Here is a 26,144-nt window from a genome sequence, read left to right on the forward strand (position 1 = left end):
GCCTTTCTGCGTGCGAACGGCGCTCCGTCAGGTCCGCCGTTTCGTTGCCGCTGTTTATAGAAACGGAAAAGGCCTTCAGAGGATTCCCCTGAAGACCCTGCTGGCCGTCGACCGAACTTAGCATCGACGACCCCGCGCCGTCACCCGTGCAATCGCGCTTCGCTTTTGCGGATTATACGCGTGAGACAACGAGCGGACTTGCGTGTCTGAATGAGGTCAGAAGGGACGACGCCAGACGCGACGGAGCTTGGCGTCGGTTTCTGGCCCGAGATTGAGCCATGCGGTGCGATCGCGCGTCGCATCGACGATGAACATGCTGTCCGTCTTGCCGATATGGATGCTGAGATCGTTGAGAAGGCCCGTCGCCGTACCGTTCGTGTTCACGCACCAGACATTCGGTGCGAGCTTGTAGGCTGGCCCAAGCGACATGATCGCCTGTTCCAGCGCGCCCGCATAGCGCGCCTTGATATCCATGATGACGAGAAAATTCGCGGTCTCCGGCTGTCGTCGCCGGTCTGTCTGCCCCTTGGCGGAGCCATAGGCCGAGCGGCCCTGCGTCCGGTCGTCGGCTTCCGCCTCCGGTTCCCTCTGACGTGGCATTGGTTGTGGCGCGGGCGCCGCTACTGGCGTCGGCGTTTCGATCGCTGGCTCGGACTGCGTCGCTCCGAAGAAACCGGCAAAATCCGGATAGTGCGAGGCATTGCGCCATGCGTCGGCACCGGGAAGCGTGCCTTCCGGCGCGACGACACTTTGGGCGATCACGCGCCCCTCCGCGATATAGCCCCTCATCGCCTCAAGGGTGTAAGGCCCATAGATGCGATCGCCATATTTCAGCAACCAGCGCGAGGCTTCGGCGTCGGAGCCTCTGGCGGTGTTGGGATATGCGTCGGATGGGGCCATGGCCTCTTCGATACCGTCGATGGAAGTTCCCGGGAGAATAACGCCGATTCGACGTATTCGGCAGCCGCGCTGCCAATTTTCTCAATAAGACTCGCTCGCTCCCGCTGCGTCAACTTCGCAATGCTTGCCCCGACATGGCCGAGCGGGCAGATTTCGTTCCAACAAAGCTCAGAAATGGCGGATCACGCATCCGCATCGCATCAAGGGGAACGCATGGCCACGGAACATTGCAAAGCCGAACGGGACGGACATCTTCTTGTCGTCACCATCAATCGTCCGGAACGGATGAACGCGTTGCATCCACCGGCGAACTTCGAGCTGGCGAAGATTTTCGACGATTTCGCGGCTGATCCGGAACTTTGGGTCGCGATCATCACGGGCGCGGGCGAGCGGGCCTTCAGCGCCGGCAACGATCTGCGCTATCAGGCGGAAGGCAACAAGATCGAGGTGCCGCCGTCGGGCTTCGCCGGGCTCACCTCGCGCTATGATTTAAACAAGCCCGTCATCGCGGCGGTGAACGGCGTCGCCATGGGTGGCGGCTTTGAAATCGCGCTCGCCTGCGATCTGATCGTCGCCTCCGAGAACGCGGTCTTCGCCCTCCCGGAACCGAAGGTCGGTCTTGCCGCTCTTGCCGGCGGTCTTCATCGTCTGCCGCGGCAGATCGGTACGAAGCAGGCCATGGGCATGATCCTTACCGGCCGCCAGGTGCCGGCGAAGGAAGGCAAGGAGCTTGGCTTCGTCAACGAAGTCGTTCCTCAGGCCGAACTCCTGACGGCGGCCAAGCGCTGGGCCGGGCTGATCATGGAATGCTCGCCGATGTCGATCCGCGCCTCGAAGGAATCCGTTTATCAGGGCCTGAACGAGGCCAATCTCGAAAAGGCCGTCACGGGCAAATATCCCGCCGTCGCGGCACTCTTCCACAGCGAAGATCTGATTGAGGGGCCACGTGCCTTCGCGGAGAAGCGCAAGCCCGTCTGGAAGGGAAAGTAGGATCCTTATGTCGAATACCGGCCCTGCCGCGTGGGGAGCGACAGGACCGGCCTCGACAGGACCGGGTCTGTGGGGGAGAGCCCGGTCTCGGGGGTAGGAGCGCGGCAGGCGCCGCGTGTGTGTTCTAGTTCGCAGCGAGGGCTGCGGTCGGTGCCGACGCGTGGTTCGCCGGCATCGCCTCTCCGGCGAGGCTCGGCCGCAGCGGTGCCGCTGTCTTCGCCTTTGCGCGGGCGGCGGCTTCAAGGAAAGGTACCGGCGCGTTCAGCGGTGGTATGATTTCGTTCGACGCTACCCGGAAGCTCGACTGGTCTAGATTGACCCAGATATAAGGCCTCTTAGGTGACTGCTGCTTCACCCAGGTATAGGGCGCGTCTTTCCAGGCGACGATTGCCCAGTTCTTGTTGTCGAGCACATGGTCGCCCTTATCGGAGCGGACGACCAGAATGGCATGACCGTCGCCGTTCCACTCGCGGACGACTGTGATGAGCAGATTGCTTGCCGGCCAACCGCGTTCGATCAGCATCTTGCGCTTCAGCAGTGCGAGATCCTCGCAATCGCCGCCGCGCTCATCTGGATAGGCCCACTTCTCCGCCACACCGTAATTGTCGATGTCCTCGATCTGCGGAATGGTACGGTTCACGTAGTCGTTGACCTCATTGAGCTGCGACCAGCGCTCCGGCGTCATGGCGATGTCGGCCGGCCGGTCGGTTCCGCCCTCGCACTCCGACGGATTGCGCATGCAGAACGCGATGAACCCGTAGGGAGGCACCACTTGCTGGCCTGTCGGTATGTGTGTCGATGCCAGCGTCACGCCGTCATTTGCCAGCGCATAGCCGAGTTGCCCCAAACTGCCCGTCGACTGACATCCCGCCAGCCACAGGGCCGTGCCCGCCGCAAGGGCGAGCGAAAAAATCCACTTCACGTCCACCACCCACTGTCGATGCAGAACTTCCTGTTCCGCGCGAACAGAGTGGCAAAGAGGACTTTGCCGCCGTTTAAATTGGTCCGGATGTTTTTAGGCGAATGAGCATTGTTTTTGATTTGAGTTTTGCTCAAATTTTATCGGATGGCCGATGCTCTCGCATAAGCGCTGCGGCGTCGGCATCGTTTCGTCAGGAGAATCAGGCGATTGCCGCGCGGCGGGGAGCGATGGAACGGCCGGCCGCGCCCGGGCGTAAGACATCCGGAATGGAAAAGACGATGCCCGACAATTTTTCGGGCATCGCCAATCAGGCTTAGAAAAGGGTGAAGAGCGGAGCTAGCTGACGATCTTCCAGCTTCCGTCGGGCTGGCGGCAGGCCGTCCCGTAGCCCTGCTCGCGTTTTCCGTCCACATAGATCGTCTGCTGGAACTCGCGGCAATATTGCCCCTGCTGCGAATTGTAGCTGCGGACGGGCGTCACATCGCCGTAATTGCCGGAGTCGGGGTTCTTCCAGCTGACGGGCTGACCACTGTCGAGGCTGCGATAGGTGCTGTTACCCAGATAGTTCTGGTCCTGGCAAGTGAGCTGGGTCGCGAGGTTGTTGCCAACCAGCCCGCCGGCGAGCGCCCCTCCGATCGTCGCCAGCGTTTTGCCGGAGCCGCCGCCGATGGTCGAGCCGAGCAGACCGCCGACGACTGCGCCGCCGAGGCCGCCGAGAATGCCGTTGGTGCTGGTCGGGCTGCAATCGGCGCGCGCCGTGCCGGGCGCGGCCACGAGCCCGATGGCGAGAAGCAAGGCCAGGGAGACGAGCTCCAGGCGTTTGAACAGGAACATTGGCATGGTGCCACCTCCGAAAGACGTGATTCGCCCCACGACGATATTAGCGCTCGGCAATTCTCTGCGCCGCTGGGTTGCGTTGCCTTTCTAACTCGCGGCGCCGTCAAAAGTTCTGGAATCCTCCTTCAGCGTGTCGCGGATGAGCTTCACCGTCGTCGCGCGTTCTTTTCGCTTGGTATTACGGAAAGCTGGCTGGGGCAGTAGAGCAAGATCTCGGGCACGGCCCATCGCCGTCTCGGCGAGGTTCGCCGCCGGCGCCGTTTGATCGAGATAGCCGACCAGCGCGGCTTCGACGGGATTGTAGATACGCGCCTGGGTGACGGCGGCGGTCAGGTGATTGCGGGCCAGCCTGTCGCGGGCGAGTTCGAGGCCGAAGACCGGCATGGTCATCTGGATCGCGACCTCAGGCAGGCCGATCTTGAAGTCGCCCTCCGCGCCGACGCGGACATCGGCGGCGAGCAGAAGGAGTGCGCCTGCCGCCATCGCGTGGCCGGTGCAGCCGATCACGATGGGAAGCGGGTGCGTATAGATGTCGAGCAGAAGCTCGGCGCCGGCGGACACCAGAGGCGCGACATGCTCGAGACCCGAAGCCATGACGGAGAGGTCGAAGCCGGCGCAGAACCGCTTCTCGCGGCCGAGCAGCAGCACGGCCTTGGCCTCTGTCTCAGCGCGTTTGAGGCCGGCGCCGATTTCGCCGATCATCTGATGGCCGAGCGCATTCGCCCGTCCATCGTCCATGGTCAGGATCGCGACACCGTCGCTGAGTTCGTACTTCAGAATTGTCTCGGCCATCGTTTCCCCCTCCAGATACGCAATCCGCGTTCCGTCCATGGAATCGGAGTCTAGACGAGGGGAGGACTGGGAGCGAGGCTCAGCCGAAAGGGCGGGAGAAGGCGGTCGCGCGTTCGGGAATGTCGGTGAACTCGATCGCGATGCCCTCGGGGGTATGGCGAACCACGCGACCCTTCATGCGGCCGATCGAGACGAGGGTGCCGACGGGGGCCCGAAGTTCGGTCGCGACATTGGCGCCGCCGAGCGACATATCGACGATGCGGCAAGGCGCCGTGCTGCCGTCCGCCAGTGTCAGCAGCGAACTTTCCTCGATACCGGCCTCCTGGGGGGCGTAGCGGGGGAAGGCGCGGCCACTGGCCGCATCCGCTTTGGCATTGCCATTGGCGTAGGCGTTCAGACGCTCTGCCACGCGCTCGCGGCGTGGGCCGCTGAGCGCGGTTTCGATCGCAAACCCGCCATCGAAGCTCCGGACGACCGGTCCTTCGAAGCGCCCGAAATCGTCAAGGTAGACAATGAGATGCGCGCCGAGCGGGACCTCGGCGTCAGCGACAAGCGCTATGCCCGAAAGGGACATGTCGCGTATGCTGCAGGCATGCTCCGTCCCGTCGGGCGCAAGGAAGCGGCCCTTCACGGTTACGGGAACGCGTGGATGGCGTCGACGTTCGCGGCCTGATTCGTCGTTCGTCATTACTTCTAGCTCGCCTTAGCGTCCGACTCAGGGTGACGCTGATGCATGCAGACTATGCCATCAGGGTTAATGAATTTTTAGCAGGGTTTATGGCGAACGCGTTATTTTACCGGGATTGCTTCAATTTGGCGGGCAATGAACAAAATTGACGCTTGCGTCAGCTTTGGCGATTGCTGACAATCCACTCAAAATCAGACCATCGCGAGACGTCGGACCGCCGGCAAGGCGGAAGAGTGCGACGGGATCATGCATCCCGCAAGGTCGAGTTACAGGGAAGGCCGGGAGACCATGAGTTCATTCGATTACATCATCGTCGGTGCGGGCAGCGCAGGCTGCGTGCTGGCAAACCGTTTGTCGGAGAATCCGGCAAACAAGGTTCTTCTGCTCGAAGCGGGCGCGAAGGACTCGAATTTCCTGATTCACATGCCGGCGGGCGTCGGTTCGCTGATCGGAACCGAACTCGCGAACTGGTACTACTACACCGAGGGCCAGCCGCATCTGAACAACCGCAAGCTCTTCTGGCCGCGCGGCAAGGTGCTTGGCGGCTCGTCCTCCATCAACGGCATGATCTACATCCGCGGCCACGCGCGCGATTACGACCTTTGGCGCCAGATGGGCCTCGAAGGCTGGGGCTTCGCCGACGTGCTGCCCTATTTCCGGCGCTCTGAAGGCAATGAGAACGGCGACAGCGCCTTCCACGGCGGCGAAGGCCCGCTCGGCGTCAGCAACCCGCGCAAGACGAACGTGCTCTTCGATTCCTTCGTCGAAGCTGGCAAACAGGCGGGTCATCCTTATACGGAAGATTTTAACGGACCGCGTCAGGAAGGCGTCGGCCCCTATCAGCTCACCATCAAGGATGGCAAGCGCTGCAGCGCAGCCGTAGGCTATCTGGTCCCGGCGCTGTCTCGCCCGAACCTCAAGGTCGAAGTGAAGGCTCTGACCTCGCGTATTCTCTTCGAGGGCAAGAGGGCAGTCGGCGTCGAATATGTGCAGGACGGACAGACGAAGATCGCAAAGGCGAACAAGGAGGTCGTGCTCTCCGGCGGCGCCGTCAACTCGCCGCAGGTCCTCCTGCTCTCGGGTATCGGATCCGGCGAATATCTGCGCAAGTTCGGCATCGACGTCGTCGCTGATCTGCCGGGCGTCGGCCAGAACCTGCAGGACCATCTCGACTGCACGGTCATCTATGAATGCAAACAGCCGATCACGCTGCACAGCCAGATGAACCCGATCCGCCAGCTTCTGACGGGTATGCAGTACACCTTCTTCAAGACCGGACTTGCAACTTCGAACGGCCTCGAATCCGGTGCCTTCCTGAAAACGCGCCCCGAACTCGAAATCCCCGATATCCAGATCCATTTCGTGGCCGCCATGATGCGCGATCACGCCCGCACGAAGTCGGACAGGCACGGTTACACCATCCATGTTTGCCAGCTCCGCCCGGAAAGCCGCGGCTATGTGGCGCTGAAATCGCTCAATCCCGCCGATCACGCGCTGATTCAGCCGAATTATCTCGCTGCGGAAACCGACCGCCGTGTCATGCGCGACGGTGTCCGCATCGTCCGCAACATCATCGCGCAGCGGGCGATGGACCCCTATCGTGGGCCCGAATTCTGGCCCGGCGCCGACAAGCAGAGCGACGAGGACATCGACGCCTGGATCCGCGAATCCGCCGAGACGATCTATCACCCCGTCGGCACGGCGAAGATGGGCAACGACCCGATGGCCGTCGTCGACAATAAATGCAAGGTACGAGGAATGGAGGGCCTGCGCGTCGTCGACGCGTCGGTCATGCCGACGCTCGTGGGCGGCAACACCAATGCACCGACGATCATGATTGCCGAGAAAATTTCGGACGACATGCTCGGCCGCGCGGCATTGCCCGCCGAACATGTCACGATTGCCGAAGACCGTCGCGGCAGCGCCGCCGCCTGATCGGACCGAACCCCGAAATGAGAAAGGCCGCTCATTTGAGCGGCCTTTTTTTCTTCTGTAATGAAGTGCCCTATTTGTGCTCTTCACCGCCAGCCGTCTTGATGAGGCGCAGATAGGAGCGTTCGCTGCGCAGCGGTGGACGGCGATGGGCGAGGCTGGTGACGGTGGCCGCGACGACCGGAGGCTTCTCGCGCACAATACGCCGCGCGGACTCGACCGCGCGTTCGCGCTTGGGCATCCGCTCTGGATCGAGAATCTGAAGACGGTCGATCCATTGGCGAGCGAAAAGGCGTTCGCCGATCCAGGTAAAATCGTCGATGGGCACGGCGGCGCCCAGCACGCGAGTGATGGCACCATTGTCCTGCGCAAGCGGCAGCAGGATCATTTCGAACGTCGCCTCGCGATGATCGTTGGTCGAGGCGGTATATTCGACGATGGCGACATTGCCGTTGTTGGTGACTTCGAGAAAGGCTTTCTCGAGGCTCTCCTGACAATCGTCCTGCCACATGGCGAGGAAATTGTGTCCGCGGAACTCCATGCCATAGATGCCGCAAAGGCCGGTGCCGGCGAGGCGGAAACGATAATTCTGTTCGCTCTGGCGCTCGAGAATGAAGACATGCGGGAGAACGCGGCGGATTGCCCCCGGTTCGATCTCGCTGCGCAGCGGGGCAGGGCGGCCGGCCCGCGCGGCATTCCAGTAATCGAAGAGCACCTGTGTCGTTTTGTGTTTCATCACACCCATCCCCTGCCGCGCCTGTCTCGCCCGGCGGGGAAGCCCCCATTGCCCCAGAACGAGAATGCTAACTCAAAGGCAAAAGCTCGTCCCGTTTCGGGTCGATCCTCGCCAAAATCTTTTCTTCGGCCGGTCCGTCCCGAAGAGGCACAGGAACCGGCGCGAAGTCCATTCGCGAGGGGTGGGGAGCAGAAAGCGTGCCATTGGTTGACGGTCACGCCGAATAAAAAATCAATCCGCTTCGAGGGCGAATTTAAAATTCATTTCGTTTCAATGGCTTGCGGATGAGCACCTCCGGCGCGATGCGGTGCGCCGCTGCCTTCGAATCTTGACGCCCGCCCTGCGGCACCGCCGTTTTGACACCGCCGCTCCGTCGCCATTCGGCACGCATCCTGCGATGGTCGAGCGGCGGAGTGGCCCTGAACGAGGCGGCGCAAACGCGCATCTCCTTCGGCACGGCTTTCGCATTGAGAAGGGCAGGCGCCCCTTCGGCGCAACAGAACGTGCCCTTGCGGGCCAGGAGTGCAAGGATGAAACAGTCAAACCTCTTCGCCACGATCGCCCTGACACTGGGGCTCGGCGTGGGAATCTTTGGTCTGACGGGCGCCGCCCCCGCTTTTGCCGGGGCTGGCTATCATGGCGGGGGGGAGGAAGATTGCGGTTGCGAACCGCCGCCGCCTCCGCCCCCGGCGGACGATTGCGGTTGCGACGACGATGGCGGCCACGGCGGCGGCAAGAACGTCAACAACAACCACAACGAGAACAATAACAACAATACGAACACCAATACGAATACCAACACCAATATCGTCAACGTCACGGTCAACTCCTCGGCGACCGCGACGGCTTCGGCGATTGCCAATGCGAATGCCGACACGGCGGCTTCCGCTGCCAGCCGGGCGGCGGGCGGCGGCGGTGGATCGGGTCGCAGCAATTCCGGCGGCAGCGGCTACGGTATCGGCAATGGCAATGGTTCGGGCGGCGGCGGTGGAAGCTATTATGTCGCCGCACCGCAGGCGACGCCGATGGGGCCGCTCAATGTCGTGACGCGGAACGAAATCGTCGTGAAGCCGGTCAAGGGCGTCTGCGTCAGCGCGAAAGGTCTCGAGGAAGCGGCTCGCTTCAGCACGCCGCTCCGCGAGGTCGCGCCCGAGGATGATGTCGAGCTGTTTCACTGTCTTGCCGGCGACATGCTCGTCGCCACGATCGGCCGTCTTGTTGATGACGAAGGCCGGAAGATGTCCGACTACACGGCTGGGTACACCATCGAGTGCCGTGAGGGTGAAGCTCTGCGCCACGGTTCGAACGGCATGCTCGCCTGCGCGCCGTTGCAGGGCAGACTCGTGCGCGGCGACGCTGCCGAGGGACGCCAAGCTTATGCGGAAATCATGATCCGCAAGAGTGGGGGCGCCGAGCAGGTGGTCTCCACGGCTGGCGGAGCCTGGTTCAGCGGCGGCGTCGGCTATTGATCCTGACCATCGGGATGAATGAAGGGAGAGCTTAGGCTCTCCCTTTTATTTTGCGGCACACACAAGGCTTTCCGACAGATTTCCAGACATGAAGGTTCACACGCGGGAACCGTAGGCGGATATTACTTTCGACACGTTGCGGAAGAAGACATAGGCTTGCCCTCTGTTGAAAAAGGAAGAAGCCATGTCGCAGCGTCACGATTTTGCCTATCTGACCTGTCCGGCCTGCGAAGAGGCGACCTGCTTCACGATCACTGATCTTCACAATGCGACGGCATTGAATTGCGGGCGCTGCGGCGAAAAATTCGACCGAGGTCTCACCAACCGGATTCACGTCGCCATGCGCGGCCATCTCATCCGCGAGCGGCTGCAGGAATTCCGCAAGACAGCCTGAGGGCGGGAATCGGGGCCGCTTCTACTGCGTGTCCCGTACCCACGTCTGCGTGCGTCCGAGAAGCGATATGCCGAGGAAGCCGCGCACATCGAGTTTCTGGCCGTTGTCCTTCACCTCGATCTTCGCGTCGTAAACCTCGCCATTCTCCGGATCGAGAATGGAGCCGCCCGTCCACTCGTCGCCATCCTCCTTCAGCCCCCAAAGAATGGTCATGCCGATGACGGGTTTTCCCTTTCGGTCGCCTTCGCATTTGTCGCACATCGGATTCTTGGGCTTGTCGCCGCGATTGAGCAACTGCACGACCTTGCCCTGAAGCTCGCCGTTCACCTCTGTGATCTCGACGACGCTTTTTTCCCGATGAGTCTTGTCGTCGATGGTGCGCCAGCGACCCTCGGGCGAAACGGCACTGAAAGCGGGCATTGCGAGACCGATGAAAACGACAGCGAGCGCCGCCGATTTGAAGAGCGCGTGACGTTGTCTGGCGAGCATTGGCGATACCTCGGTTGGCCCCCGAGAACACCTAGTCTGCCGCACTGCGATATCAAGGGCGATGGTGGCGCGGAACTGCAACACTTGCTCATTCCTTACGCACTTCACGCGGCTCCATATTGACGTTGGCCCAAGCGAGGCGTATCCATCAGCGACCTTGCAGGCCGGGCCTGCGTTCGAGCGAGTCGATCCATGGCGAATTCAATCACCACAGCACCCAAGGCGCCCCACGGCGATGCTGTGTCGCCGTGTGCGCCGACGACTCGCGAGGAACGCGCGAACTAAAAGTTCGCAGATCCCAAGGATCCCATCCCTCTCGAGCCCATGACCGCTCCGGAGGGATTTTTTATGTCGTATTTCCCGTTTCTGCCGGTCATCGGGCTCCTCGAAACAAAGCCCGTGTCATGACCGATACATCGCTGAAAAAATTCCCCGAAACCGCCACCGCGCATGCGACGCCCGCCTGGATCGTCGAGGCTCGCGCGCTGACGCGGCTTGCCGGACCTATCGTCGTCACCCAGCTCGCGCAAATGGGCGTCGGTACCATCGACGTGCTGCTTCTCGGCGCCTACAGCAAGGACGCGCTCGCCGCCTCCGCGCTCGGTCTGAGCCTCTTCTATGCCATGTGGTTGCTCGGCATGGGACCGGCGGTGGCCGTGTCGCCCATGATCGCGCACACGCTCGGTGAACGCCGCTTCGGCGCGCCGGCCGTCAGGGCGAGCGTACGCATGGCGCTCTGGGCGGTGCTCATGATGTCGCCGCCGATGATGATCCTGCTCTTCTTCGCCGGAGACATCCTGCAGGCGATCGGCGAGCCCGTCGGCTTGAGCCGGGACGCGGGCGCATTCGTGCGCGTGCTCGCTCTGGGCCTGCCATTCACGCTCGCCTTCAACGTGTTGCGCGGCTACGCCAACGCGCTCAGCCATCCGCGCGCGCCGCTGATCGTCATGGGCCTCACCGTCGCCTTCAACGCGACGCTTGCCTATGTCCTGATCTTCGGGCATTTCGGCGCGCCGCGCATGGGCTTGCTCGGCGCGGGTATCGCGAGCGCGATTTCCTTCGCCTTCAGCTTCTTCGCGCTGCTCGCCGCCGTGTTCCTGACGCCGACGCTTGCGCAGTACCGCATCCTGCATCGCTTCGGGCGCGCGTCCTGGCCGAAATTCGCCGAGATTTTCAAACTCGGCATGCCCATCGGCATGTCGATGATCTTCGAGGCGATGTTCTTCAATTCCGGCACGCTGATCATGGGCTATTTCGGCACGGCGTCCGTCGCCGCGCATCAGATCGCGCTCAACGCCTGCGCACTGGCCTTCATGATGCCGCTGGGCGTCGCCACGGCGGCGACCGTCCGCGTCGGCCTCGCGGCCGGCGCGAAGGACATGCCGCGCGTCCGTCTGGCGGGCATCACGGCGACCGCGCTCGGGCTCCTCTTCATGATCGTGACGGGCCTCGCCTTCGCCATTTTCCCGCGTCAGATCGTCGGCTTCTACATAGACGCGAGCGATCCGGCGAATGCCGACGTCATCGAGCATGCGGTCGTGTTTCTGCGCATGGGCGCTGCTTTCCAGCTCTTCGACTCGGCCCAGGTAACGATCGGCCTGTCGTTGCGCGGATTGAAGGATGCCCAGGTGCCCATGTGGATCAATGGCGCAAGCTACTGGATCGTCGGCTTTCCGGCGGCGCTGCTCCTCGTTTTTGGCCTCGGTCTCGAAGGCCTCGGCGTCTGGATTGCCTTTATCGTCGGCCTCTTCGTCTGCTCGGTCTTGATGGGTCTGCGGTTCGCATGGATGTCCGGCATGATCGGAAGGCGGGTGGCGGCGGCCTCCGCTTGATCGCGCGGCACGCGGGGTTTATGCCAGAAAGGCCGGGACGACCCGGCTGCCGCGCCGCGGAATGATGGAGCGAGGACGACCTCGCTATATTGCAGAAGGAGTTTGCGATATGGCCTGGATCGTTCTTCTCGCCGCGTCGGCCGGCGAAATCGTATGGACTTACAGCCTGAAGGCGAGTGCCGGCTACACCAAGCCCTGGATCGCTGCGCTCAATATCGCCGCGATGGTGACGACGACCTGGCTTCTTTCCCTCGCCACGAGGACGCTGCCGCTCGGAACCGCATACACGGTCTGGACCGGTATCGGCATCGTCGACACGGTCGTCATCGGCATCGTGCTCTTCGGCGAGGAGATGAATGTCGGAAAGCTCGCGGCGATCGCCCTGATCGTCGCCGGCACCATCATGCTGAAATTCGTCGAGGGATGAGCGCGTTGTTTTTGCAACAGGCGCGTTGAAGATGAAGTCGGTAACCGAATATCGGTTGGCACACGGACGACTCGCGTATATGTTCCGTGCCATGCAACACACCATGCACAACGTCTGGTCCTCGGCCTTTGGCCGCAAGTACGTGCCCACGGGGCCCGGTCGTTTACGCACGCGCTGATTTAGCCTGCCATTTCGACATCGAGGGCCCCACCAGACCGGTTGGGGCCCTTGTCGTTTCAGGACTCCCGCCGGCGATCCACGCCGAAGGAGTTCACATGAAAAATCCTCAGCAAGATAACCGGAGCAGGCGCGGTGAAATTCGCGGGCCGCCTTCCCGCGCACACTGACGACAGCTTCACGCACTTTCATTCCGGCATGTGCCGGCCACGCAAAACCGCATGTGGCCGCGGGGAAGCCGCGCGCCGATTTCGGGGAGTTCAGAATGTCCACGATACCGATCCATCCCGGCCCTCTCATAGCCGGAAATCCTCGTCTCACAGCCGTCGTCGCGGCGCTGGCCGTCTATATTGTCCTGTCGCCTTTTCTGGTAGCGGGCGCGGGGTTTCTCGAACTGGCGGTCATTGTTTTGCCGGGCGTCGAGGCCGCGATGTTCGCCGCCTTCGTGGCGCTTTATCGGGATCACGCCAAGCCGAGGGCACCGCGTCGCGATGTCGTGACGATCCTCGTCTGGATCGTGCTTTGCGTCGGCTTCTTCTGGCTCTATGCGCGTCTCGCCCGCGTTGGGATAGACGCCTACGCGAAGCTCGGCCTGCCGCCGACCCTGGACATGTCTCTTTGAATAAAAAAGGGGAGGGCAAAGCCCTCCCCAAGTGTCACTCGTTGTACGCGCGGCGCCGCTTTGGAGGCCCCCGAAGCGGCGCCGTTCCGGCTGCAACAAAGCCCAGCCGGGGGCCCTCAGATCCGGCGGGCAAGCGCCTGCCGGTGGCAACCTGAGCTCTGGGGCCGACGGCGTGGTCGCTATCGCGCCGCCGGCAAATGTCGATGAATGGAGAAGCGAACTTGCCTCAGTTGACCTGTCCGCGCAGGCCGGCGTCGTTTTCGACCGGGCTGTAATAGGCGTAAGGCGCGTTGTCGGTCTGCTCGGCCTTGCGAACAGGACGGGCGGGCGCTTCGGCTTCCGCTTCGCGAGGCGCCGGCGTGTTGACCGGCGCGTTGTGATCGACCGCCTGCGGGTTGGTCTGGCGATAGTCGATCTTGCCCATCGGGTCGCCCTTGGCGCCGAAGTTCGCGCAATCGCTCGGGTTCACGTGATAGAGCGGCACCAGCATCTTGAGGACGGCGCGCTCGATGACCGAGCGGACGGCGAGCTGGATCGGCTCGATCGCGCTTTCGCCGGCGCCGACCTCGAAGAGGTTGCCGCCGAGGAAGTCGAATACGCCCGCGCTGACTTCGCGGCCGACGATCTGCTTCTGGTAGGAAACGAAATCGACGACTTCCAGGGTGCGGCTGTTCACCAGTCGCAGGTCGAGGCCGATGTTCATCACATAGAGCTTGCCGCCGGCGCTCGCGCCCCAGCCTGTGTCGGACGAGCTGGCAACCGAAGCCGACACGCCGCCCGAGCGGATGTTGAAATTGAGTTCGGTGATGCCGCCGACGAGGTAATAGTCGCTGCCGCGGATTTCGCCCGCGAAGATCTTGCGGTAGTCACCCTGCTGCGCGTCGCCGATGAGCTTGTTGTTCGTGTATTTGAGTTCGAGTTCCGTGACCGACGTGTCGTAACGCTCGACCAGCGGCACGCCCGCCTTGCCCAGTGCCGACATCGCCATCAGCGACGCACCCTGCGTCAGCTTGCGGCCCGAGCCGTCGGCTTCTTCCTTGCCGGTGTAGTCGCGGATATTGCCGACTGCGATGCGGCTCGCCTGGATGTCGCCCGGGATACGCGTCGCAAGGCAGCGCAGCGCCGTGGAGTAGGGCGTCTCGTTGCTGATGACCGGCGCGTCGCCGATGGGGCTGGTGTAGGTTCCGGCGGAGCCGGCATTCGCGCTGATGCAACCGGTCAGGGCAAAAGCCATCGAAAGAACGCCGAGCGTCCTCTTGGGCAGGCCCTTGGTGGCCAATATCGACTTTGCGGTTGCGAACACGATAGGTCTCCTGGTTGCCATGTCCGGTTTCCTGCCGCGGTCCTTTGGACTCTTCCGGTGGAAATCGAAGATGAACCAGTGACTGCAACCGATATGCCAGCGATGACGATCTGTTGGAAATCGCGGAATCGCGCCGATTCCCTTGGCTTCCTGCAAATCCCGTGCGTCGATTGTGGACGGCCCGGCCGGATGGAACGTCCCGCTTCGACACGCGGTCCAATGAAATGTTAATCCTGTGCGCCCTTGGCACAATGTGGACGACCCGGGATGGATGGCACAGTGTCCGGGTTGCGATGCCGATGGGCGCGGGCGACACTCGCCTTAACCAAGTTTCGTCAGGAACAAGCCTTGTCCAAACCCGTCCTTGAATTCTTCTTCGATTGTTCGAGCCCCTGGACCTATCTCGCCTTCAGCCGCGTCGAGACGCTGGCCGAGCGGGCGGGGGCCGTCATCGACTGGCGGCCGGTTCTTGTCGGCGGCATTTTCAATGCGGTCAATGAGGCGGTCTATGAGCAGCGGGCTCATCCGCATCCGGTGAAGGGAAGATATTACGTGAAGGACCTGCGCGACTGGGCGCGCTATTGCGGCATCGAGATCGGCCAGCCGCCGGTCTTCCCGGTCCGTGCGGTCGATGCCATGCGCGCCGCGATTGTCGCCGGAGACGAGGGCAGGTTGCCTGCTTTCGCCCGCGCGACCTTCCGCACCTATTGGGGCGAATTGAAGGACATCAGCCAGCCGGACGTGTTGGCGGGCATCTGCGCCGAGGTCGGGCTCGACTGGGATATGGTGAGCCGGCGCATCAAGGAAGACGACGTGAAAAACCGTCTGAGGGCAAATACCGAGGAGGTCATCGCGCGCGGCGGCTTCGGCTCTCCCACCATGTTCGTGAACAAGACCGACATGTATTTCGGCAATGATCGCCTGCCTCTCGTCGAAGCGGCATTGAAGGCGGCGGCGCAATGAGCCTTATTCCCGAAGTTCCCGCGCGGCCGTCGAACCCGCCGGCGTTCAACGTGCCTCCCATCGTGCTGGCGATCATCGTCGCGATCCTTGCCGTCTTTGGTGTCGTAAGTTCGCTGCCCGAAGCGACGCAGGATGAGATCATCGTTCTCTTCGCGCTCTTTCCCGGCCGCTTCACCGGGGTTCCGGCGCAACCGGATCTCGTCTTTCCGGGCGGCACGGCGGCCGATGTCTGGACGCTCTTCAGCTATACCTTCCTGCACGGAAGCTGGACGCACGCGATCGTCAACAGCGTCTGGTTGCTTGCCTTCGGCAGTCCCGTGGCGCGGCGCATCGGCACTGTCCGGTTTCTTCTTTTCTATTTCCTGTGCGGCATCGTCGGCGCGTTGACGCATGTCTGGCTCAACGCCGGCTCGCTCATTCCAGTTGTGGGCGCCTCCGCCGCGATCTCGGGCATGATGGGCGGCGCGGCACGTTTTGTCTTTCTTGCCGACGGACCGCTCGGCGGCCTGGGGGGTATGTCCGGGCCGAGCAGCGCGCCTCGCGCCCAGGCGAGTATCGGCCGCGCGCTCACCGATCGCCGTGTACTGATCTTCGTCGGCGTCTGGATTGGCCTCAATTTCCTCTTCGGGCCGACGGGCCTCACCGTCACGGGTGAGCAGGCGAGTGTCGCCTGGGAAGCGCATCTCGGCGGCTTCCTCGCCGGTCTTCTGCTGTTCGGCTTTTTCGATCCCTATCGCACCTCGCCTTCGGGCGGGCCGGGCAATGTCGGCTATGGTGAATGGAGCGGACGCAACAAGCTGCCTTGAGCTGAGGAAACCGCGCTTGAATCCCGGTCGGCAATAGCCACATGCAATATGGGCTCATTTTTGGCCCTGATGAGGAGGACCCTTCAGATGAGCGACACCTCGGCGTCGTCGGATGTCACCGAGCAGGAGCCGGTCTGGCTCCGTTTCGTCTATATGATCGTCTTCGGATTTTTGGCGCATGTCGCCTTTTCGCTATCGCTCTTCCTTGGCGTCGTGCAGCTCGTGGTGATCCTGGCCACCAAGGAAAAGAACGAGGAGTTGCGCGGTTTCAGCCGCAACCTCGTTCAATATGTCGGCGAATGCCTCGCCTTCATCGTCTTCGCGCGCGACGAAAAGCCGTTTCCGCTGGGCAGGTTTCCTTCGGTCGCTCCTACGCCATGAGGCCTGCGCTCGCGAGGGCCTCGAGCTTGACGAGGCCCTTGGGCGTCAGCAGCCCCTTCAGGACGGCCGAGCAGGTGAGGGCGAAACCCTCGCCGGCGTCGTCCGCGCTTCTGTAGAAGCCGGCGAGTTCGAGGCTGCACAACCCATGCACGGTCGCCCAGAAGGCGTCCGCGATCATCGCAGGGTGGATGTCCGCCGGCATGCTGCCTTCCTCGACACAGGCCTGAATCGCTTCGAGCAGATTCTGATAGGAGGAGTGACGCGAGATCGCGCGCGCGGGTGGCGTTGAATAATCAGGATGTTCGTGTCTGACCGTCTCGTTCACGGGCATGGTCACGCTGATCATCAGCGCATAATAGGAGGGGTTTTCGAGCGCGAACCGCCGGTAGGCGCGGCCCAGATTGGCCAGCCACACCAATGGCTCCTTGTCCCGGGGCACCGAATTCTGCGCCGTGGAGAGGCGGTCGAAGGCTTCCTCAAAGAGCGCCGCGATCAGCCCCTCCTTGCCGCCGAAGGCCGTATAGACGGCCATGGTCGATGTCCCGACATTCGAGGCGAGCTTGCGCAGCGAAATGGCGTCCGGCCCGCCGCGCATCAGCATTTCGCTGGCGGCGTCGAGCAGGGCGGCGCGCTGTGCGGTGCGGCGCCGATCGGTGGCTGTGTCGATCCTGTCGTCGAGACTCATTCTTGCGACCCTTCCGTACTTCTATCGGGCAGGCTTGACATGCTGTCCAGCAGTTCTTTATAACAAAGTTATAACATCGTTTCTACCGGGAGGAAACCAATGTCCAAGCCATTCCCCAACAATCCGATGCTCCAGGGCAACTTTGCTCCAGTCATGGCCGAATGCGCCGCGCCGGATTTGATCGTTGCGGAGGGCGAAATTCCGGCGGGCATGAATGGCACTCTCTATAGAAACGGTCCGAACCCCATGTTTCCGCCGCTCGGAAACCAGCATCATTGGTTTTTAGGCGAAGGAATGATCCACGCGATCCATCTCGAGGATGGAAAGGCGAGTTACCGCAACCGTTGGGTGCAGACCGAGCAGTATCGCGCGCAGCGCAAGGCCGGACACAGGTTGATCGGCACCGGCTTTGGCGAGCCGCCGGCACCAGGCGGCGAGGGTGTCGCGCACAACGTGGCCAATACCAATGTGGTCTGGCATGGCGGCAAGCTCCTCGCACTGGATGAAGGCAGCCGGCCTTTCGCGATGGACGGCGATACGCTGGAGCCGAAAGGTTCATGGACCTTCGAGGGCAAATACGAAGGCCCGATGACCGCTCATCCGAAATTCGACCCGAAAACCGGCGAGATGCTGTTTTTCGGCTATATGGCGGCGGGCCCGGGCACGCCCGACATTTCCTATCAGGTCGTCGACGCCTCGGGCCGCCTCACGCGCTCGGAGATGTTCAAGGCGCCTTACGCCTCGATGGTGCATGATTTCATCACCACCGACGAGCATGTGATATTCCCGATCTTCCCGGCGACGATCGACGTCGAACGCATCATGAAGGGCGGGCCCGTCATTGCCTGGGACCCCTCCGTCGGGACGCGCGTCGGCATCATGGCCCGCAATGCGAGCGTCGAGACGATCCGCTGGTTCGAAGGCGATCCCTGCTACGTCTATCACCCGATGAACGCCTGGACGGTCCACGAGGGCGGCAAGACGAAGGTCGTCGCCGACGTCATGAAGTATGACCGCGTTCCACTCTTCCCAAATGCGGATGGCAGCAAGGCCGATACCCGCTTCGAGGGCGCGGCCTCGGTGCTGGTACGCTGGACCTTCGATCTCGATGGCAACACCAACGCATACAGCGAAGAGCAGCTCACCGACCTCGGCGGCGAATTTCCCCGTCTCGATGAACGCTTCACCGGGCTCGGCTATCGCCATGGATTCTACGCCGCGAACACCCGCCCGCTCTCGGCCGGCAAACCTTTCGACACGCTCGTCCATCTCGATCTCGCGACCGGCAAGCGACGCACCTTCGATCCGGGCGCGGGTCGATATGTGATGGAGCCGGTCTTCGTGCCGCGCTCGGCCGCCGCGCCCGAAGGCGACGGTTGGCTCACCACGCTCGTTTATGACGAGGCCCGCAATCTCAGCGACTTCGTCGTTCTCGATACGGACGATATCTCGAAGGGTCCGATCGCCCGCGTTGAGTTGCCGACAAGGGTGCCGTTCGGTTTCCACGGTAATTGGCGCGGGGCGGCGTAAGGTAGGGACAACATATGGGTATCTTGGAGATTCTGGATTGGCAGTGGTCCAGCTATGGGGTCGCGCATCGTTCGCGCGCCAATCTGCTGATCCACATTGTGGCCGTACCGCTCTTCATGGCGGGTTCGCTGGCGGCCGTCGCGGCCTTCATCTGGCTCTCTCTCGCATGGGCAGTCGCCGGCGTGGGCGCGATGGTGCTTTCTCTTGCGCTGCAGGGGCGCGGGCACAAGGGGGAAGTGACGGCGCCTGCACCCTTCTCCAGCCCGGCCAATGCGGTAGCACGTATTTTCCTTGAGCAGTGGATCAACTTTCCGCGTTTCGTGCTCACGGGCAGGTGGTTCCGGGCTTGGGCCAGTGCGGCCGATCCGGCCTATAGCAACGGTTCTTCGTAAAGCAGCTCGCCGTCGACGCGAACGCCCTTGATCGCGGCCTCGCCGTTCCCGGCGAGCGCCACATCGACCGATAGGGCGCGGGAGTTGCGCGCATTTTCCAGCTTGCGGCCTTCGCCCTCCGGCACGAAGTAGCTTTCGATGCCGTAGGTCACGGTCGCCATGACGCAGTCGTTGCAGGGCACTTCTTCCATGTCCCCGGAGAAGGGAATGGCCCGCACGCGCGGGATATTCTTCACCACATCGGCGATGCGCCCGCGAATGACTTTGTCGCCGTCGGCGGGTTTGGGCGGCGCGCGCCAGACGCCCACCGCGCGCCATGTCTCACGCGCGGGGGTGATTTCGACATAGATCGTATCGCCTTGCTCGAATTCCTTGTCGCCCGGCAATCCATCGAGCGCCAGTCGTGAGATGCCATAGGCCAGCACGACATAATCGCCGCGGAAAAGATCGCGCGGGTCGATGGGCTGCGTCGTGAGCGTCACGATGTCGGGTGAGCGCAGTATCGAGACGCGCCCCGCGATGATCCATCCGAGCGCCAGCGTCTGGATGACGGCGAGCAGGATGACGGCCGTTCCGAAGCGGCCGAATTTTTTTACGAGGCCGTTCATCGGGTGCCTCCATCATCGACGGCTTTGACGACTTGTGCCCGCACCCGCGTCAGGATGAAGGCGCCCGCGATCAGGATGATGCCACCGAGCGCGAAGAAGGCGGCCGTGCCGAGCAGCGTTCCGAGCGTCTCGAAATAGAGGTAGAGAACTTCGCCCGCGAAGGCGACGAAGCCCGCATTGAGCGCGAAACGGCTCTTGCGGTTCGCGCCATAGGCGACGAGCCAGATGCTGAGCGCGATGAAGAGTGCTGCGTATGTCCAGGGCACCGCCCCGGGCAAGGCATGCGCCAGCGCCGAATAGAACGCGGCGGCGGCGGCCAGAACGCCGAGGCCCATGACGTCGCGGAGCGTCAGGTGTCCGGCCCGCAATTCACCGAAAGCGAGAGCGCCGAGGATCGCGAGGCCGATGACGACGAGGACAACCCAGGCCGTGCCGATATGGCTTTCCGGTGGCGCCGCCTGCAGCACCCAGAGCAGCGTGAACGAGACCACGATGCCATAGCCTTCCATCGCCATGCCGAACCGCGTCGAACGCGCCGATACGCGCAGCGATCCGATCCAGAGGAGCAATGCAGCAAGAATGTAGAGGGCGGCAATCTCGCCGCGTTCGCAACCGAGCCCTTTGGCCAGGGGCTCCGCGTTGAGCACCGCCCAGACGAAAACGGTGAGGATCGCCAGATGGAATCCCGATAGCCAACTCAGCCGTAACGTCAGGATGAGAGCCACCGCCCATGGCAGGAAGAACCCCCAATGCGCTTGTCCCTCGACCGGCGGCACCCATGACGACCAGAGCGTCGCGAGCAGGAAGGCGAGCGCGAGGGCGGGCCGCGAAGGCAAGGCCCAGGCGCTCGCGAGCGCCACGAGGCACCAGAGCAGCACCCATCCGGGATCTCCGGAATTCACATGATAGATCTGCGCGATCAACATGATGTTCGCGCCGAAAAGCGCGAGCCCGCCGACGACCGCGGCCTGCGCGAAGGCCGGATGTTTCCGCCGATCGAGCAGGAAGGCCGCGCCATAGGCCGCCCACATCGCCGCCATCAGCAGCGAGAGCTTGGTGAGCTTCGAAAGCTCGCCCCAGTTCGCGGCGACGAAGCTCATGGCCGCGAAGCCGATCAGCACCGCGCCGAAAAGCGCGAGGAGCTGCGGCACGCGTCGGATCGCGGTTTCGCCGCGCGTCGAGGCCAGGATCGCCTCGGCGTTTGCTGGCGTCACCCAGCCGCGCTCGATCCACAGTTCGAGGTCCTGTTTGAGACGTTGAAAGTAAACGCGCTGCCACATGAGGTTGCCCGCCCGAATCGTTACATCTGATGAGGAGCTTAACGGCCCTATGATGCCCGGGGACAACTTCGCGAACCGTCCAGAAGTGTCAAAAAAGGTCATCGAAGGACGAGGGCTTGGGCTTGCGAGCTGCGGCGGAATGCCGCATCATGAGGATCGGGTAGTTGCCGGCGTGGCCAGCAGCAATGGCCTCGTTTTCGTCGGCGGTTCCGCCCGGTAAGGGAGGGAGAGCCATGAACGTTGCCACAATCCTGAAAGCCAAGGGATCGGACGTCGTCACCATTGCGCCGATCATGACGCTTGCCGAAGCCGCGAAGCTTCTGACCAGCCGCCGTATCGGCGCCGTCATTGTCATGCACGGACAGCAGGTGCTTGGCATTCTGTCCGAACGCGACATTGTGAAAGCAATTGCGGCTTCGGGCGCGGAAGCACTGGAGCGTCCCGTGCGCGATGTCATGACCTCGCGCGTCATCACCTGCAGTCTCAACGACGGCGTCGACGAGCTGATGGATTCGATGACGGAAGGTCGCTTCCGCCATCTGCCGGTGATCGACCGCGGCGAGCTCGTCGGCATCATCTCGATCGGCGACGTCGTGAAACATCGCATCGCCGAAACTGTGATGGAGACCGAGGCCCTGCGTCTCTATATCGCCAACAGTTAGCTCAGCAGCTCCGACATTTCGCGGATTTGCGGCAGGGCTTCCTCAGCGGCTTCCTCGCCGAGACGGATCAACTCGTCTGCCTTGTCGAATTCGAGCAGCGTCAGGTGTCCGATCTTAGGCGCGATCACGATGTCCGGCGGATCGGAGGCGAGCCGCGCACGCGCGAGCCTGTCCTGGATAATGTTGAGCGAGGCAAGCATCACGCTGGCGAACCCCGGGCCGCGGCTCCGGCCGCCCACGGCGCGCTTAACGAGTTCGCGCTCCGGCGTCGGCGCCTTGCCGCGCAACCGGCTCAACGTGCCGCGAATGCCGGCCATCAATTTTGAATCCGCATCGGTCTCGCCGGTATCGAGACCGGCTTCCACGACGGCTTCGGCCTCGTCGACCAGTTCGTCGATCTCTGCCGCGAGATCGTAGTCCTGCGGCATCGGCGGCAGTGTGCGCACATAGAACGGCTTGTGCCCCTGTTCCCAATGGCGCCGCGTCGCCGGATCGAAGGGATCGGTGTTGAGATTGACCGCGATGACGAGCCGGGCGCCCAGCGCGCGCGTGACCGACACCGGCACCGGATTGACGATGGCGCCGTCGATCAGCCAGCGATTGTCGATGGGCACGGGCGCGAAGACGCCGGGAAGTGCATAGGAGGCGCGGATCGCCTGTACGAGGCTTCCTTCGCGCAGCCAGAGTTCGTGGCCCGTTGCGAGTTCGGTGGCGACGGCAACGAAGGTGCGGTCGAGTTCGTCGATGCGGATGTCGCCGAGATAGTGGCGCATCAAGGCTTCAAGTTTGGCATCGCCGATAAGGCCAGACGAACGGAAACGGAAATCGACGAGGCCGAGAAGCCGCCGCCGCGTTAGCGATCGGGCGAAGTCTTCCAGCGGCTGGAGTTTGTCGGCGAGATAGCAGCCGCCTACCAGCGAACCGATCGAGGTACCGGAGACGATATCGGGCTCGATGCCGGCGCGGGACAGCGCCTTCAGCACCCCGATATGAGCCCAGCCACGGGCCACGCCGCTGCCGAGTGCAATGCCGATCTTCGGACGGATCATTCGATGCTTCATCACTTACACAACCAGATACACATCATGCGCTCCCGCCGCCCCGTGTGGAAGGGGCGGCAGAGTGGACGCCGGCAGCGCGGCATCAGTCAGGCGGAAATGTGACCGAAGGAAGCCCGATTCAATGCGCGTGGCCGCCGCCGAGCTTCTTGTCTTCGAAGCGGAGTTCGACCGCTTTCGCCGAAGGCCCGATCGGCACCGAGCGATAGAAGCAGGAACGGTAGCCGACATGGCAGGCGCCGCCGTCGCCTCCGACCTCCACCTTGAGCAGAATAGCGTCCTGATCGCAGTCGATGCGGATTTCGGTGACGGTCTGCGTCTGGCCGCTGGTCTCGCCCTTGCGCCAGAGCGAATTGCGCGACCGGCTCCAGTACCAGGCCTCGCCGGTGCGCACGGTTTTCTCGAGCGCCTCGGCATTCATCCAGGCAAACATCAGCACCTCGCCGGTCTTCGCATCGGTCGCGAGGGCGGGGATCAGCCCATGCTCGTCGAACTTCGGCGCGAAGGCGGTGCCTTCCTCGATCTCGTGTTCGGAGCCGCGTGGGCCGAAGAGGGGAGATGTGGTGCTCATGGCGCTTATCCAAAATAAAAGGCCCCGTCATTCTGATGAAGGACGGGGCCCGCGGAAACTCTTTTAAATCGTCGCGTCGGTCAAGTACCCCGGATCATCTGCATGAAGCGGGCTTCGAGCCGCGGATCGTCGCGGAAGACGCCGGTGAACTGGCTGGTAATGGTCGCCACGTCCGGCTTCTTGATGCCGCGCGTCGTCATGCATTGATGCTTGGCCTCGATCAGGATCGCGACGCCGGCGGGTTCGAGCGCGCGGTTGATCGTATCCGCGATCTGCGCCGTCATCGTCTCCTGCGTCTGCAATCGCTTGGCATAGATTTCGATGACGCGGGCGAGCTTCGAAATGCCGACGACCTTCGAGGTGGGGACATAGGCCACATGCGCCTTGCCAAGGATCGCGACCATATGGTGCTCGCAATGGGACTCGAGCGAGATGTCCCGGAGCATGACCATGTCCTGATAGCCTTCGACTTCCTCGAAGGTGCGGGTCAGTTCCTTGTAGGGGTCTTCGTTGTAGCCCTCGAAGAACTCTTCATAGGCGCGGACGACGCGGCCGGGCGTATCGAGCAATCCCTCGCGCGCCGGATTGTCGCCGGCCCATGCGATGAGCGTCCGCACGGCGGCTTCCGCTTCCTCGCGGCTGGGCTTCTTCAAGGGGGCGGAGCGAGTTTCCGTCAAGGTCGAGCGCAACCCGTCTACAGCATTCATGTCTTTGACCATCTTCTTTAGGGGTTTCCCGGCGGCGCCCCTGTTTCGGGAATGCGCGCCACCAGTTCAAGTCATGCCCGGTCCCGAAGGTCCGGCCATTTGCCCATCAAGCACGTGGTCTATATGCCATGCGTTGATCGGCCTTCCATCGCCCCAAGGATGCATATGGCTTTGCGGAAACGGCCTATCAAGCCCGGCCAACCCCCGAAATCTGCAAGGGATATGAGGCCAATGGCCGCCCGTTTCCGCCATGTTAAGTCTTGCTCGCCAGGATTAACGGGATTAACAACTGCGGTATCTCTTGTCGCGGACGGGGATACTTCGGAGCCGGGCCATGACCTGTCGAACTTGCCGTGAGACGACCCGAACCGCCTGAGCCTCCAGATGGGGCCACGGCGCAAACCCCATGCTGCATCCGAAATCAGGCCCCGACATGACGACGCCCCGCCTTCAACTCCATAATTCGCTGACCCGCCGCAAGGAGGTCTTCGAGCCGGCCGATCCCGCTCGTGTGACCATGTATGTCTGCGGACCCACGGTCTACAACTTCGCCCATATCGGCAATGCGCGGCCTGCCGTCGTGTTCGACGTATTGGCCCGCGTGCTCCGGCGGCTTTATCCGAACGTCGTCTATGCGCGCAACATCACCGACATCGAGGACAAGATCATCGCCGCCGCGAAAGAGCAGGGCGTCGAGATTTCCACGATCACGGACAAGTATGCCGCGATCTATCGCGAGGATATGGGCACGCTCGGCGTGCTGCCGCCCGATATCGAACCGAAGGCGACCGATACGATCCCCGGCATGATCGCGATGATGCAGGCGCTGATCGACAACGGCCATGCCTATGCGGCGGAAGGCCACGTGCTCTTCAACGTGCCGAGCTATGCCGAGTATGGCCGCCTCTCGGGCCGCGACCGTGACGACATGATCGCCGGTGCCCGTGTCGAAGTGGCGCCCTACAAGCAGGACCCTGCCGACTTCGTGCTCTGGAAGCCGTCGACGCCGGAACAGCCCGGCTGGGACAGCCCCTGGGGCCGTGGTCGTCCGGGCTGGCATATCGAATGCTCGGCGATGATCGAAAAGCATCTGGGCACCACCATCGACATTCACGGCGGTGGCATCGATCTCCAGTTCCCGCACCACGAAAACGAGATCGCCCAGTCGAATTGCGCTCATGGCAACGCGCCGCTGGCGCGCTTCTGGCTGCATAACGGCTTCGTCAACATCGAAAAGGAAAAGATGTCGAAGTCGATCGGCAACGTGCTGCTGGTCCACGACCTCATCAAGGAAGCGCCCGGCGAGGCGATCCGCCTCGCGCTCCTCAACGGCCACTACCGCCAGCCCCTCGACTGGACGGCGGACGGTCTCGCCCAGTCGCGCCGCATGCTCGACCGGCTCTATGGTGCCCTCCGCGCGCTGGCCGACGTCGAAGCGAAGGCATCGAACGAGGCCGTCCCCAGTGCGTTTCTGGAGGCGCTGCTCGACGATCTCAACACGCCGAAGGCGCTGGCCGTCCTCTTCGATCTGGCGAAACAGGCCAATACCGCCACCGATGCGGCCGAAAAAGTGAGGCTGAAGGCCGCTTTGCTGGCTTCGGGCGCGCTTGTCGGCCTCCTTCAGGCCGATCCCGAATCCTGGTTTGCAGGAATGGGGATGACACCCAATATAAACCTCGAGGAAATCGAGGCCCTGATCGCCGCCCGTGCGGCGGCGCGCAAGGGCAGGGATTTCAAGGAGGCCGACCGCATCCGCGATGAACTCGCCGAGCGTGGTATCCTGATTGAGGACGGCCCCCAGGGAACACTCTGGCGGGTGGCGAGCTGAGAACCGACATGCTGAACGAGATCTACAACGCGCGCATTCTGAAGCTGGCAGCGAACATCCCGCTGACGGAGCGGCTTGCCGCGCCCGATGCCAGCGCGACGGCGGTCTCGAAGCTCTGCGGCTCCAAGGTCACGGTCGACGTGAAGATGGAGGGCGACCGCGT

29 protein-coding genes and 1 pseudogene are annotated in these 26,144 nt (G+C 62.8%); 16 read left to right on the forward strand and 14 right to left on the reverse strand.

Features of this window, described 5'->3' with window-relative positions:
- Positions 1-216 precede the first annotated feature (216 nt).
- Positions 217-900, reverse strand: a complete 684-nt coding sequence (locus VMR03_RS05715) for a hypothetical protein (protein WP_325403135.1) — start codon at positions 898-900, stop codon at positions 217-219.
- Positions 901-1,113: 213 nt separating this feature from the next.
- On the opposite strand from VMR03_RS05715, the gene VMR03_RS05720 reads away from it, so the two are divergent.
- A complete protein-coding gene (locus VMR03_RS05720) occupies positions 1,114-1,890 on the forward strand; it encodes an enoyl-CoA hydratase-related protein (protein ID WP_325403137.1) in 777 nt (258 codons plus the stop codon).
- A gap of 124 nt (positions 1,891-2,014) precedes the next feature.
- Here VMR03_RS05720 and VMR03_RS05725 read toward each other — a convergent pair whose 3' ends face one another.
- On the reverse strand, positions 2,015-2,812 hold the full coding sequence (locus tag VMR03_RS05725) for a transglutaminase-like cysteine peptidase (protein WP_325403139.1): 798 nt from the start codon (positions 2,810-2,812) through the stop codon (positions 2,015-2,017).
- Positions 2,813-2,913: 101 nt separating this feature from the next.
- On the opposite strand from VMR03_RS05725, the gene VMR03_RS05730 reads away from it, so the two are divergent.
- A complete protein-coding gene (locus VMR03_RS05730; protein ID WP_325403141.1) occupies positions 2,914-3,129 on the forward strand; it encodes a hypothetical protein in 216 nt (71 codons plus the stop codon).
- A gap of 19 nt (positions 3,130-3,148) precedes the next feature.
- Here the strand turns inward: VMR03_RS05730 and VMR03_RS05735 are convergent, their stop codons facing one another.
- The 3 genes from VMR03_RS05735 to VMR03_RS05745 form a co-directional block, all read right to left on the reverse strand.
- Positions 3,149-3,652, reverse strand: a complete 504-nt coding sequence (locus tag VMR03_RS05735) for an RT0821/Lpp0805 family surface protein (protein ID WP_325403142.1) — start codon at positions 3,650-3,652, stop codon at positions 3,149-3,151.
- 84 nt (positions 3,653-3,736) lie between these two features.
- Positions 3,737-4,441, reverse strand: a complete 705-nt coding sequence (locus VMR03_RS05740; protein WP_325403144.1) for a crotonase/enoyl-CoA hydratase family protein — start codon at positions 4,439-4,441, stop codon at positions 3,737-3,739.
- A gap of 79 nt (positions 4,442-4,520) precedes the next feature.
- Positions 4,521-5,129: a PilZ domain-containing protein gene (locus tag VMR03_RS05745; protein ID WP_325403146.1), complete on the reverse strand. Its 609-nt coding sequence runs from the start codon at positions 5,127-5,129 to the stop codon at positions 4,521-4,523.
- A 288-nt stretch (positions 5,130-5,417) separates the two neighbouring features.
- Between VMR03_RS05745 and VMR03_RS05750 the strand changes: the two genes are divergently transcribed.
- Positions 5,418-7,064 (forward strand): choline dehydrogenase, encoded by a 1,647-nt coding sequence (locus VMR03_RS05750; protein WP_325403149.1) that lies wholly within the window; start codon positions 5,418-5,420, stop codon positions 7,062-7,064.
- Positions 7,065-7,134: 70 nt separating this feature from the next.
- On the opposite strand, the gene VMR03_RS05755 is transcribed toward VMR03_RS05750, so the two are convergent.
- The gene (locus tag VMR03_RS05755) at positions 7,135-7,797 is read right to left on the reverse strand and encodes a PAS domain-containing protein (protein ID WP_325403151.1); all 663 of its coding nucleotides are present in this window, start codon (positions 7,795-7,797) and stop codon (positions 7,135-7,137) included.
- A 530-nt stretch (positions 7,798-8,327) separates the two neighbouring features.
- Between VMR03_RS05755 and VMR03_RS05760 the strand changes: the two genes are divergently transcribed.
- Together VMR03_RS05760 and VMR03_RS05765 are read left to right on the forward strand one after the other, a co-directional pair.
- Positions 8,328-9,266 (forward strand): hypothetical protein, encoded by a 939-nt coding sequence (locus VMR03_RS05760; protein WP_325403153.1) that lies wholly within the window; start codon positions 8,328-8,330, stop codon positions 9,264-9,266.
- Positions 9,267-9,450: 184 nt separating this feature from the next.
- The gene (locus VMR03_RS05765) at positions 9,451-9,660 is read left to right on the forward strand and encodes a hypothetical protein (RefSeq protein ID WP_325403155.1); all 210 of its coding nucleotides are present in this window, start codon (positions 9,451-9,453) and stop codon (positions 9,658-9,660) included.
- A gap of 21 nt (positions 9,661-9,681) precedes the next feature.
- Here VMR03_RS05765 and VMR03_RS05770 read toward each other — a convergent pair whose 3' ends face one another.
- Positions 9,682-10,149: a DUF2147 domain-containing protein gene (locus VMR03_RS05770; protein ID WP_325403157.1), complete on the reverse strand. Its 468-nt coding sequence runs from the start codon at positions 10,147-10,149 to the stop codon at positions 9,682-9,684.
- A 404-nt stretch (positions 10,150-10,553) separates the two neighbouring features.
- Between VMR03_RS05770 and VMR03_RS05775 the strand changes: the two genes are divergently transcribed.
- The 3 genes from VMR03_RS05775 (at position 10,554) to VMR03_RS05785 (ending at position 13,207) form a co-directional block, all read left to right on the forward strand.
- On the forward strand, positions 10,554-11,981 hold the full coding sequence (locus tag VMR03_RS05775) for an MATE family efflux transporter (RefSeq protein ID WP_325403159.1): 1,428 nt from the start codon (positions 10,554-10,556) through the stop codon (positions 11,979-11,981).
- A 109-nt stretch (positions 11,982-12,090) separates the two neighbouring features.
- Entirely contained in the window at positions 12,091-12,408 is a 318-nt protein-coding gene (locus tag VMR03_RS05780; protein ID WP_325403161.1) for a multidrug efflux SMR transporter, read from the forward strand.
- A gap of 442 nt (positions 12,409-12,850) precedes the next feature.
- Positions 12,851-13,207 carry a hypothetical protein gene (locus tag VMR03_RS05785; RefSeq protein ID WP_325403163.1) on the forward strand — a complete coding sequence of 119 codons (357 nt, stop codon included), beginning with the start codon at positions 12,851-12,853 and terminating at the stop codon, positions 13,205-13,207.
- Positions 13,208-13,433: 226 nt separating this feature from the next.
- Here VMR03_RS05785 and hfaB read toward each other — a convergent pair whose 3' ends face one another.
- Complete coding sequence (gene hfaB / locus VMR03_RS05790) at positions 13,434-14,510, reverse strand: holdfast anchoring protein HfaB (RefSeq protein ID WP_325403165.1); 1,077 nt, start codon at positions 14,508-14,510, stop codon at positions 13,434-13,436.
- A 348-nt stretch (positions 14,511-14,858) separates the two neighbouring features.
- Here hfaB and VMR03_RS05795 point away from each other — a divergent pair, with 348 nt between their 5' ends.
- The 3 genes from VMR03_RS05795 (at position 14,859) to VMR03_RS05805 (ending at position 16,660) form a co-directional block, all read left to right on the forward strand.
- Positions 14,859-15,473, forward strand: a complete 615-nt coding sequence (locus VMR03_RS05795) for a 2-hydroxychromene-2-carboxylate isomerase (RefSeq protein ID WP_325403167.1) — start codon at positions 14,859-14,861, stop codon at positions 15,471-15,473.
- A complete protein-coding gene (locus tag VMR03_RS05800; protein ID WP_325403169.1) occupies positions 15,470-16,279 on the forward strand; it encodes a rhomboid family intramembrane serine protease in 810 nt (269 codons plus the stop codon). Before VMR03_RS05795 ends, VMR03_RS05800 begins: the two co-directional genes overlap by 4 nt.
- 87 nt (positions 16,280-16,366) lie before the next feature.
- The gene (locus VMR03_RS05805; protein ID WP_325403171.1) at positions 16,367-16,660 is read left to right on the forward strand and encodes a DUF4389 domain-containing protein; all 294 of its coding nucleotides are present in this window, start codon (positions 16,367-16,369) and stop codon (positions 16,658-16,660) included.
- Here the strand turns inward: VMR03_RS05805 and VMR03_RS05810 are convergent.
- Positions 16,650-17,345 (reverse strand): TetR/AcrR family transcriptional regulator, encoded by a 696-nt coding sequence (locus VMR03_RS05810; RefSeq protein WP_325403173.1) that lies wholly within the window; start codon positions 17,343-17,345, stop codon positions 16,650-16,652. The two genes, VMR03_RS05805 and VMR03_RS05810, sit on opposite strands and share 11 nt — an antisense overlap.
- Positions 17,346-17,444: 99 nt before the next feature.
- Between VMR03_RS05810 and VMR03_RS05815 the strand changes: the two genes are divergently transcribed.
- Together VMR03_RS05815 and VMR03_RS05820 are read left to right on the forward strand one after the other, a co-directional pair.
- Positions 17,445-18,875 carry a carotenoid oxygenase family protein gene (locus tag VMR03_RS05815; protein ID WP_325403175.1) on the forward strand — a complete coding sequence of 477 codons (1,431 nt, stop codon included), beginning with the start codon at positions 17,445-17,447 and terminating at the stop codon, positions 18,873-18,875.
- A gap of 14 nt (positions 18,876-18,889) precedes the next feature.
- Positions 18,890-19,267 (forward strand): hypothetical protein, encoded by a 378-nt coding sequence (locus VMR03_RS05820; RefSeq protein WP_325403177.1) that lies wholly within the window; start codon positions 18,890-18,892, stop codon positions 19,265-19,267.
- On the opposite strand, the gene VMR03_RS05825 is transcribed toward VMR03_RS05820, so the two are convergent.
- Positions 19,246-19,875: a GDYXXLXY domain-containing protein gene (locus tag VMR03_RS05825; RefSeq protein ID WP_325403179.1), complete on the reverse strand. Its 630-nt coding sequence runs from the start codon at positions 19,873-19,875 to the stop codon at positions 19,246-19,248. The two genes, VMR03_RS05820 and VMR03_RS05825, sit on opposite strands and share 22 nt — an antisense overlap.
- Positions 19,872-21,155, reverse strand: a complete 1,284-nt coding sequence (locus VMR03_RS05830; RefSeq protein ID WP_325403181.1) for a DUF2157 domain-containing protein — start codon at positions 21,153-21,155, stop codon at positions 19,872-19,874. Before VMR03_RS05830 ends, VMR03_RS05825 begins: the two co-directional genes overlap by 4 nt.
- A gap of 233 nt (positions 21,156-21,388) precedes the next feature.
- On the opposite strand from VMR03_RS05830, the gene VMR03_RS05835 reads away from it, so the two are divergent.
- Positions 21,389-21,817, forward strand: coding sequence for a CBS domain-containing protein (locus tag VMR03_RS05835; protein ID WP_325403183.1), 429 nt, complete (start codon positions 21,389-21,391; stop codon positions 21,815-21,817).
- Here the strand turns inward: VMR03_RS05835 and VMR03_RS05840 are convergent.
- The 3 genes from VMR03_RS05840 to folE form a co-directional block, all read right to left on the reverse strand.
- The gene (locus VMR03_RS05840) at positions 21,814-22,866 is read right to left on the reverse strand and encodes a patatin-like phospholipase family protein (protein WP_325403185.1); all 1,053 of its coding nucleotides are present in this window, start codon (positions 22,864-22,866) and stop codon (positions 21,814-21,816) included. The genes VMR03_RS05835 and VMR03_RS05840 overlap by 4 nt on opposite strands.
- Before the next feature lie 130 nt (positions 22,867-22,996).
- Positions 22,997-23,446 carry a phosphoribosyl-AMP cyclohydrolase gene (gene hisI, locus VMR03_RS05845; protein ID WP_325403187.1) on the reverse strand — a complete coding sequence of 150 codons (450 nt, stop codon included), beginning with the start codon at positions 23,444-23,446 and terminating at the stop codon, positions 22,997-22,999.
- 80 nt (positions 23,447-23,526) lie between these two features.
- Entirely contained in the window at positions 23,527-24,153 is a 627-nt protein-coding gene (gene folE / locus VMR03_RS05850) for a GTP cyclohydrolase I FolE (RefSeq protein WP_325403189.1), read from the reverse strand.
- A 406-nt stretch (positions 24,154-24,559) separates the two neighbouring features.
- On the opposite strand from folE, the gene cysS reads away from it, so the two are divergent.
- The gene (gene cysS, locus VMR03_RS05855; RefSeq protein ID WP_325403191.1) at positions 24,560-25,981 is read left to right on the forward strand and encodes a cysteine--tRNA ligase; all 1,422 of its coding nucleotides are present in this window, start codon (positions 24,560-24,562) and stop codon (positions 25,979-25,981) included.
- 8 nt (positions 25,982-25,989) lie between these two features.
- A pseudogene (locus tag VMR03_RS05860) lies at positions 25,990-26,144 on the forward strand (iron-sulfur cluster assembly scaffold protein); the annotation flags it as partial.

The sequence above is a fragment of the Parvibaculum sp. genome (assembly GCF_035511255.1).
In the GTDB taxonomy this organism is placed as follows: Bacteria; Pseudomonadota; Alphaproteobacteria; order Parvibaculales; family Parvibaculaceae; genus Parvibaculum.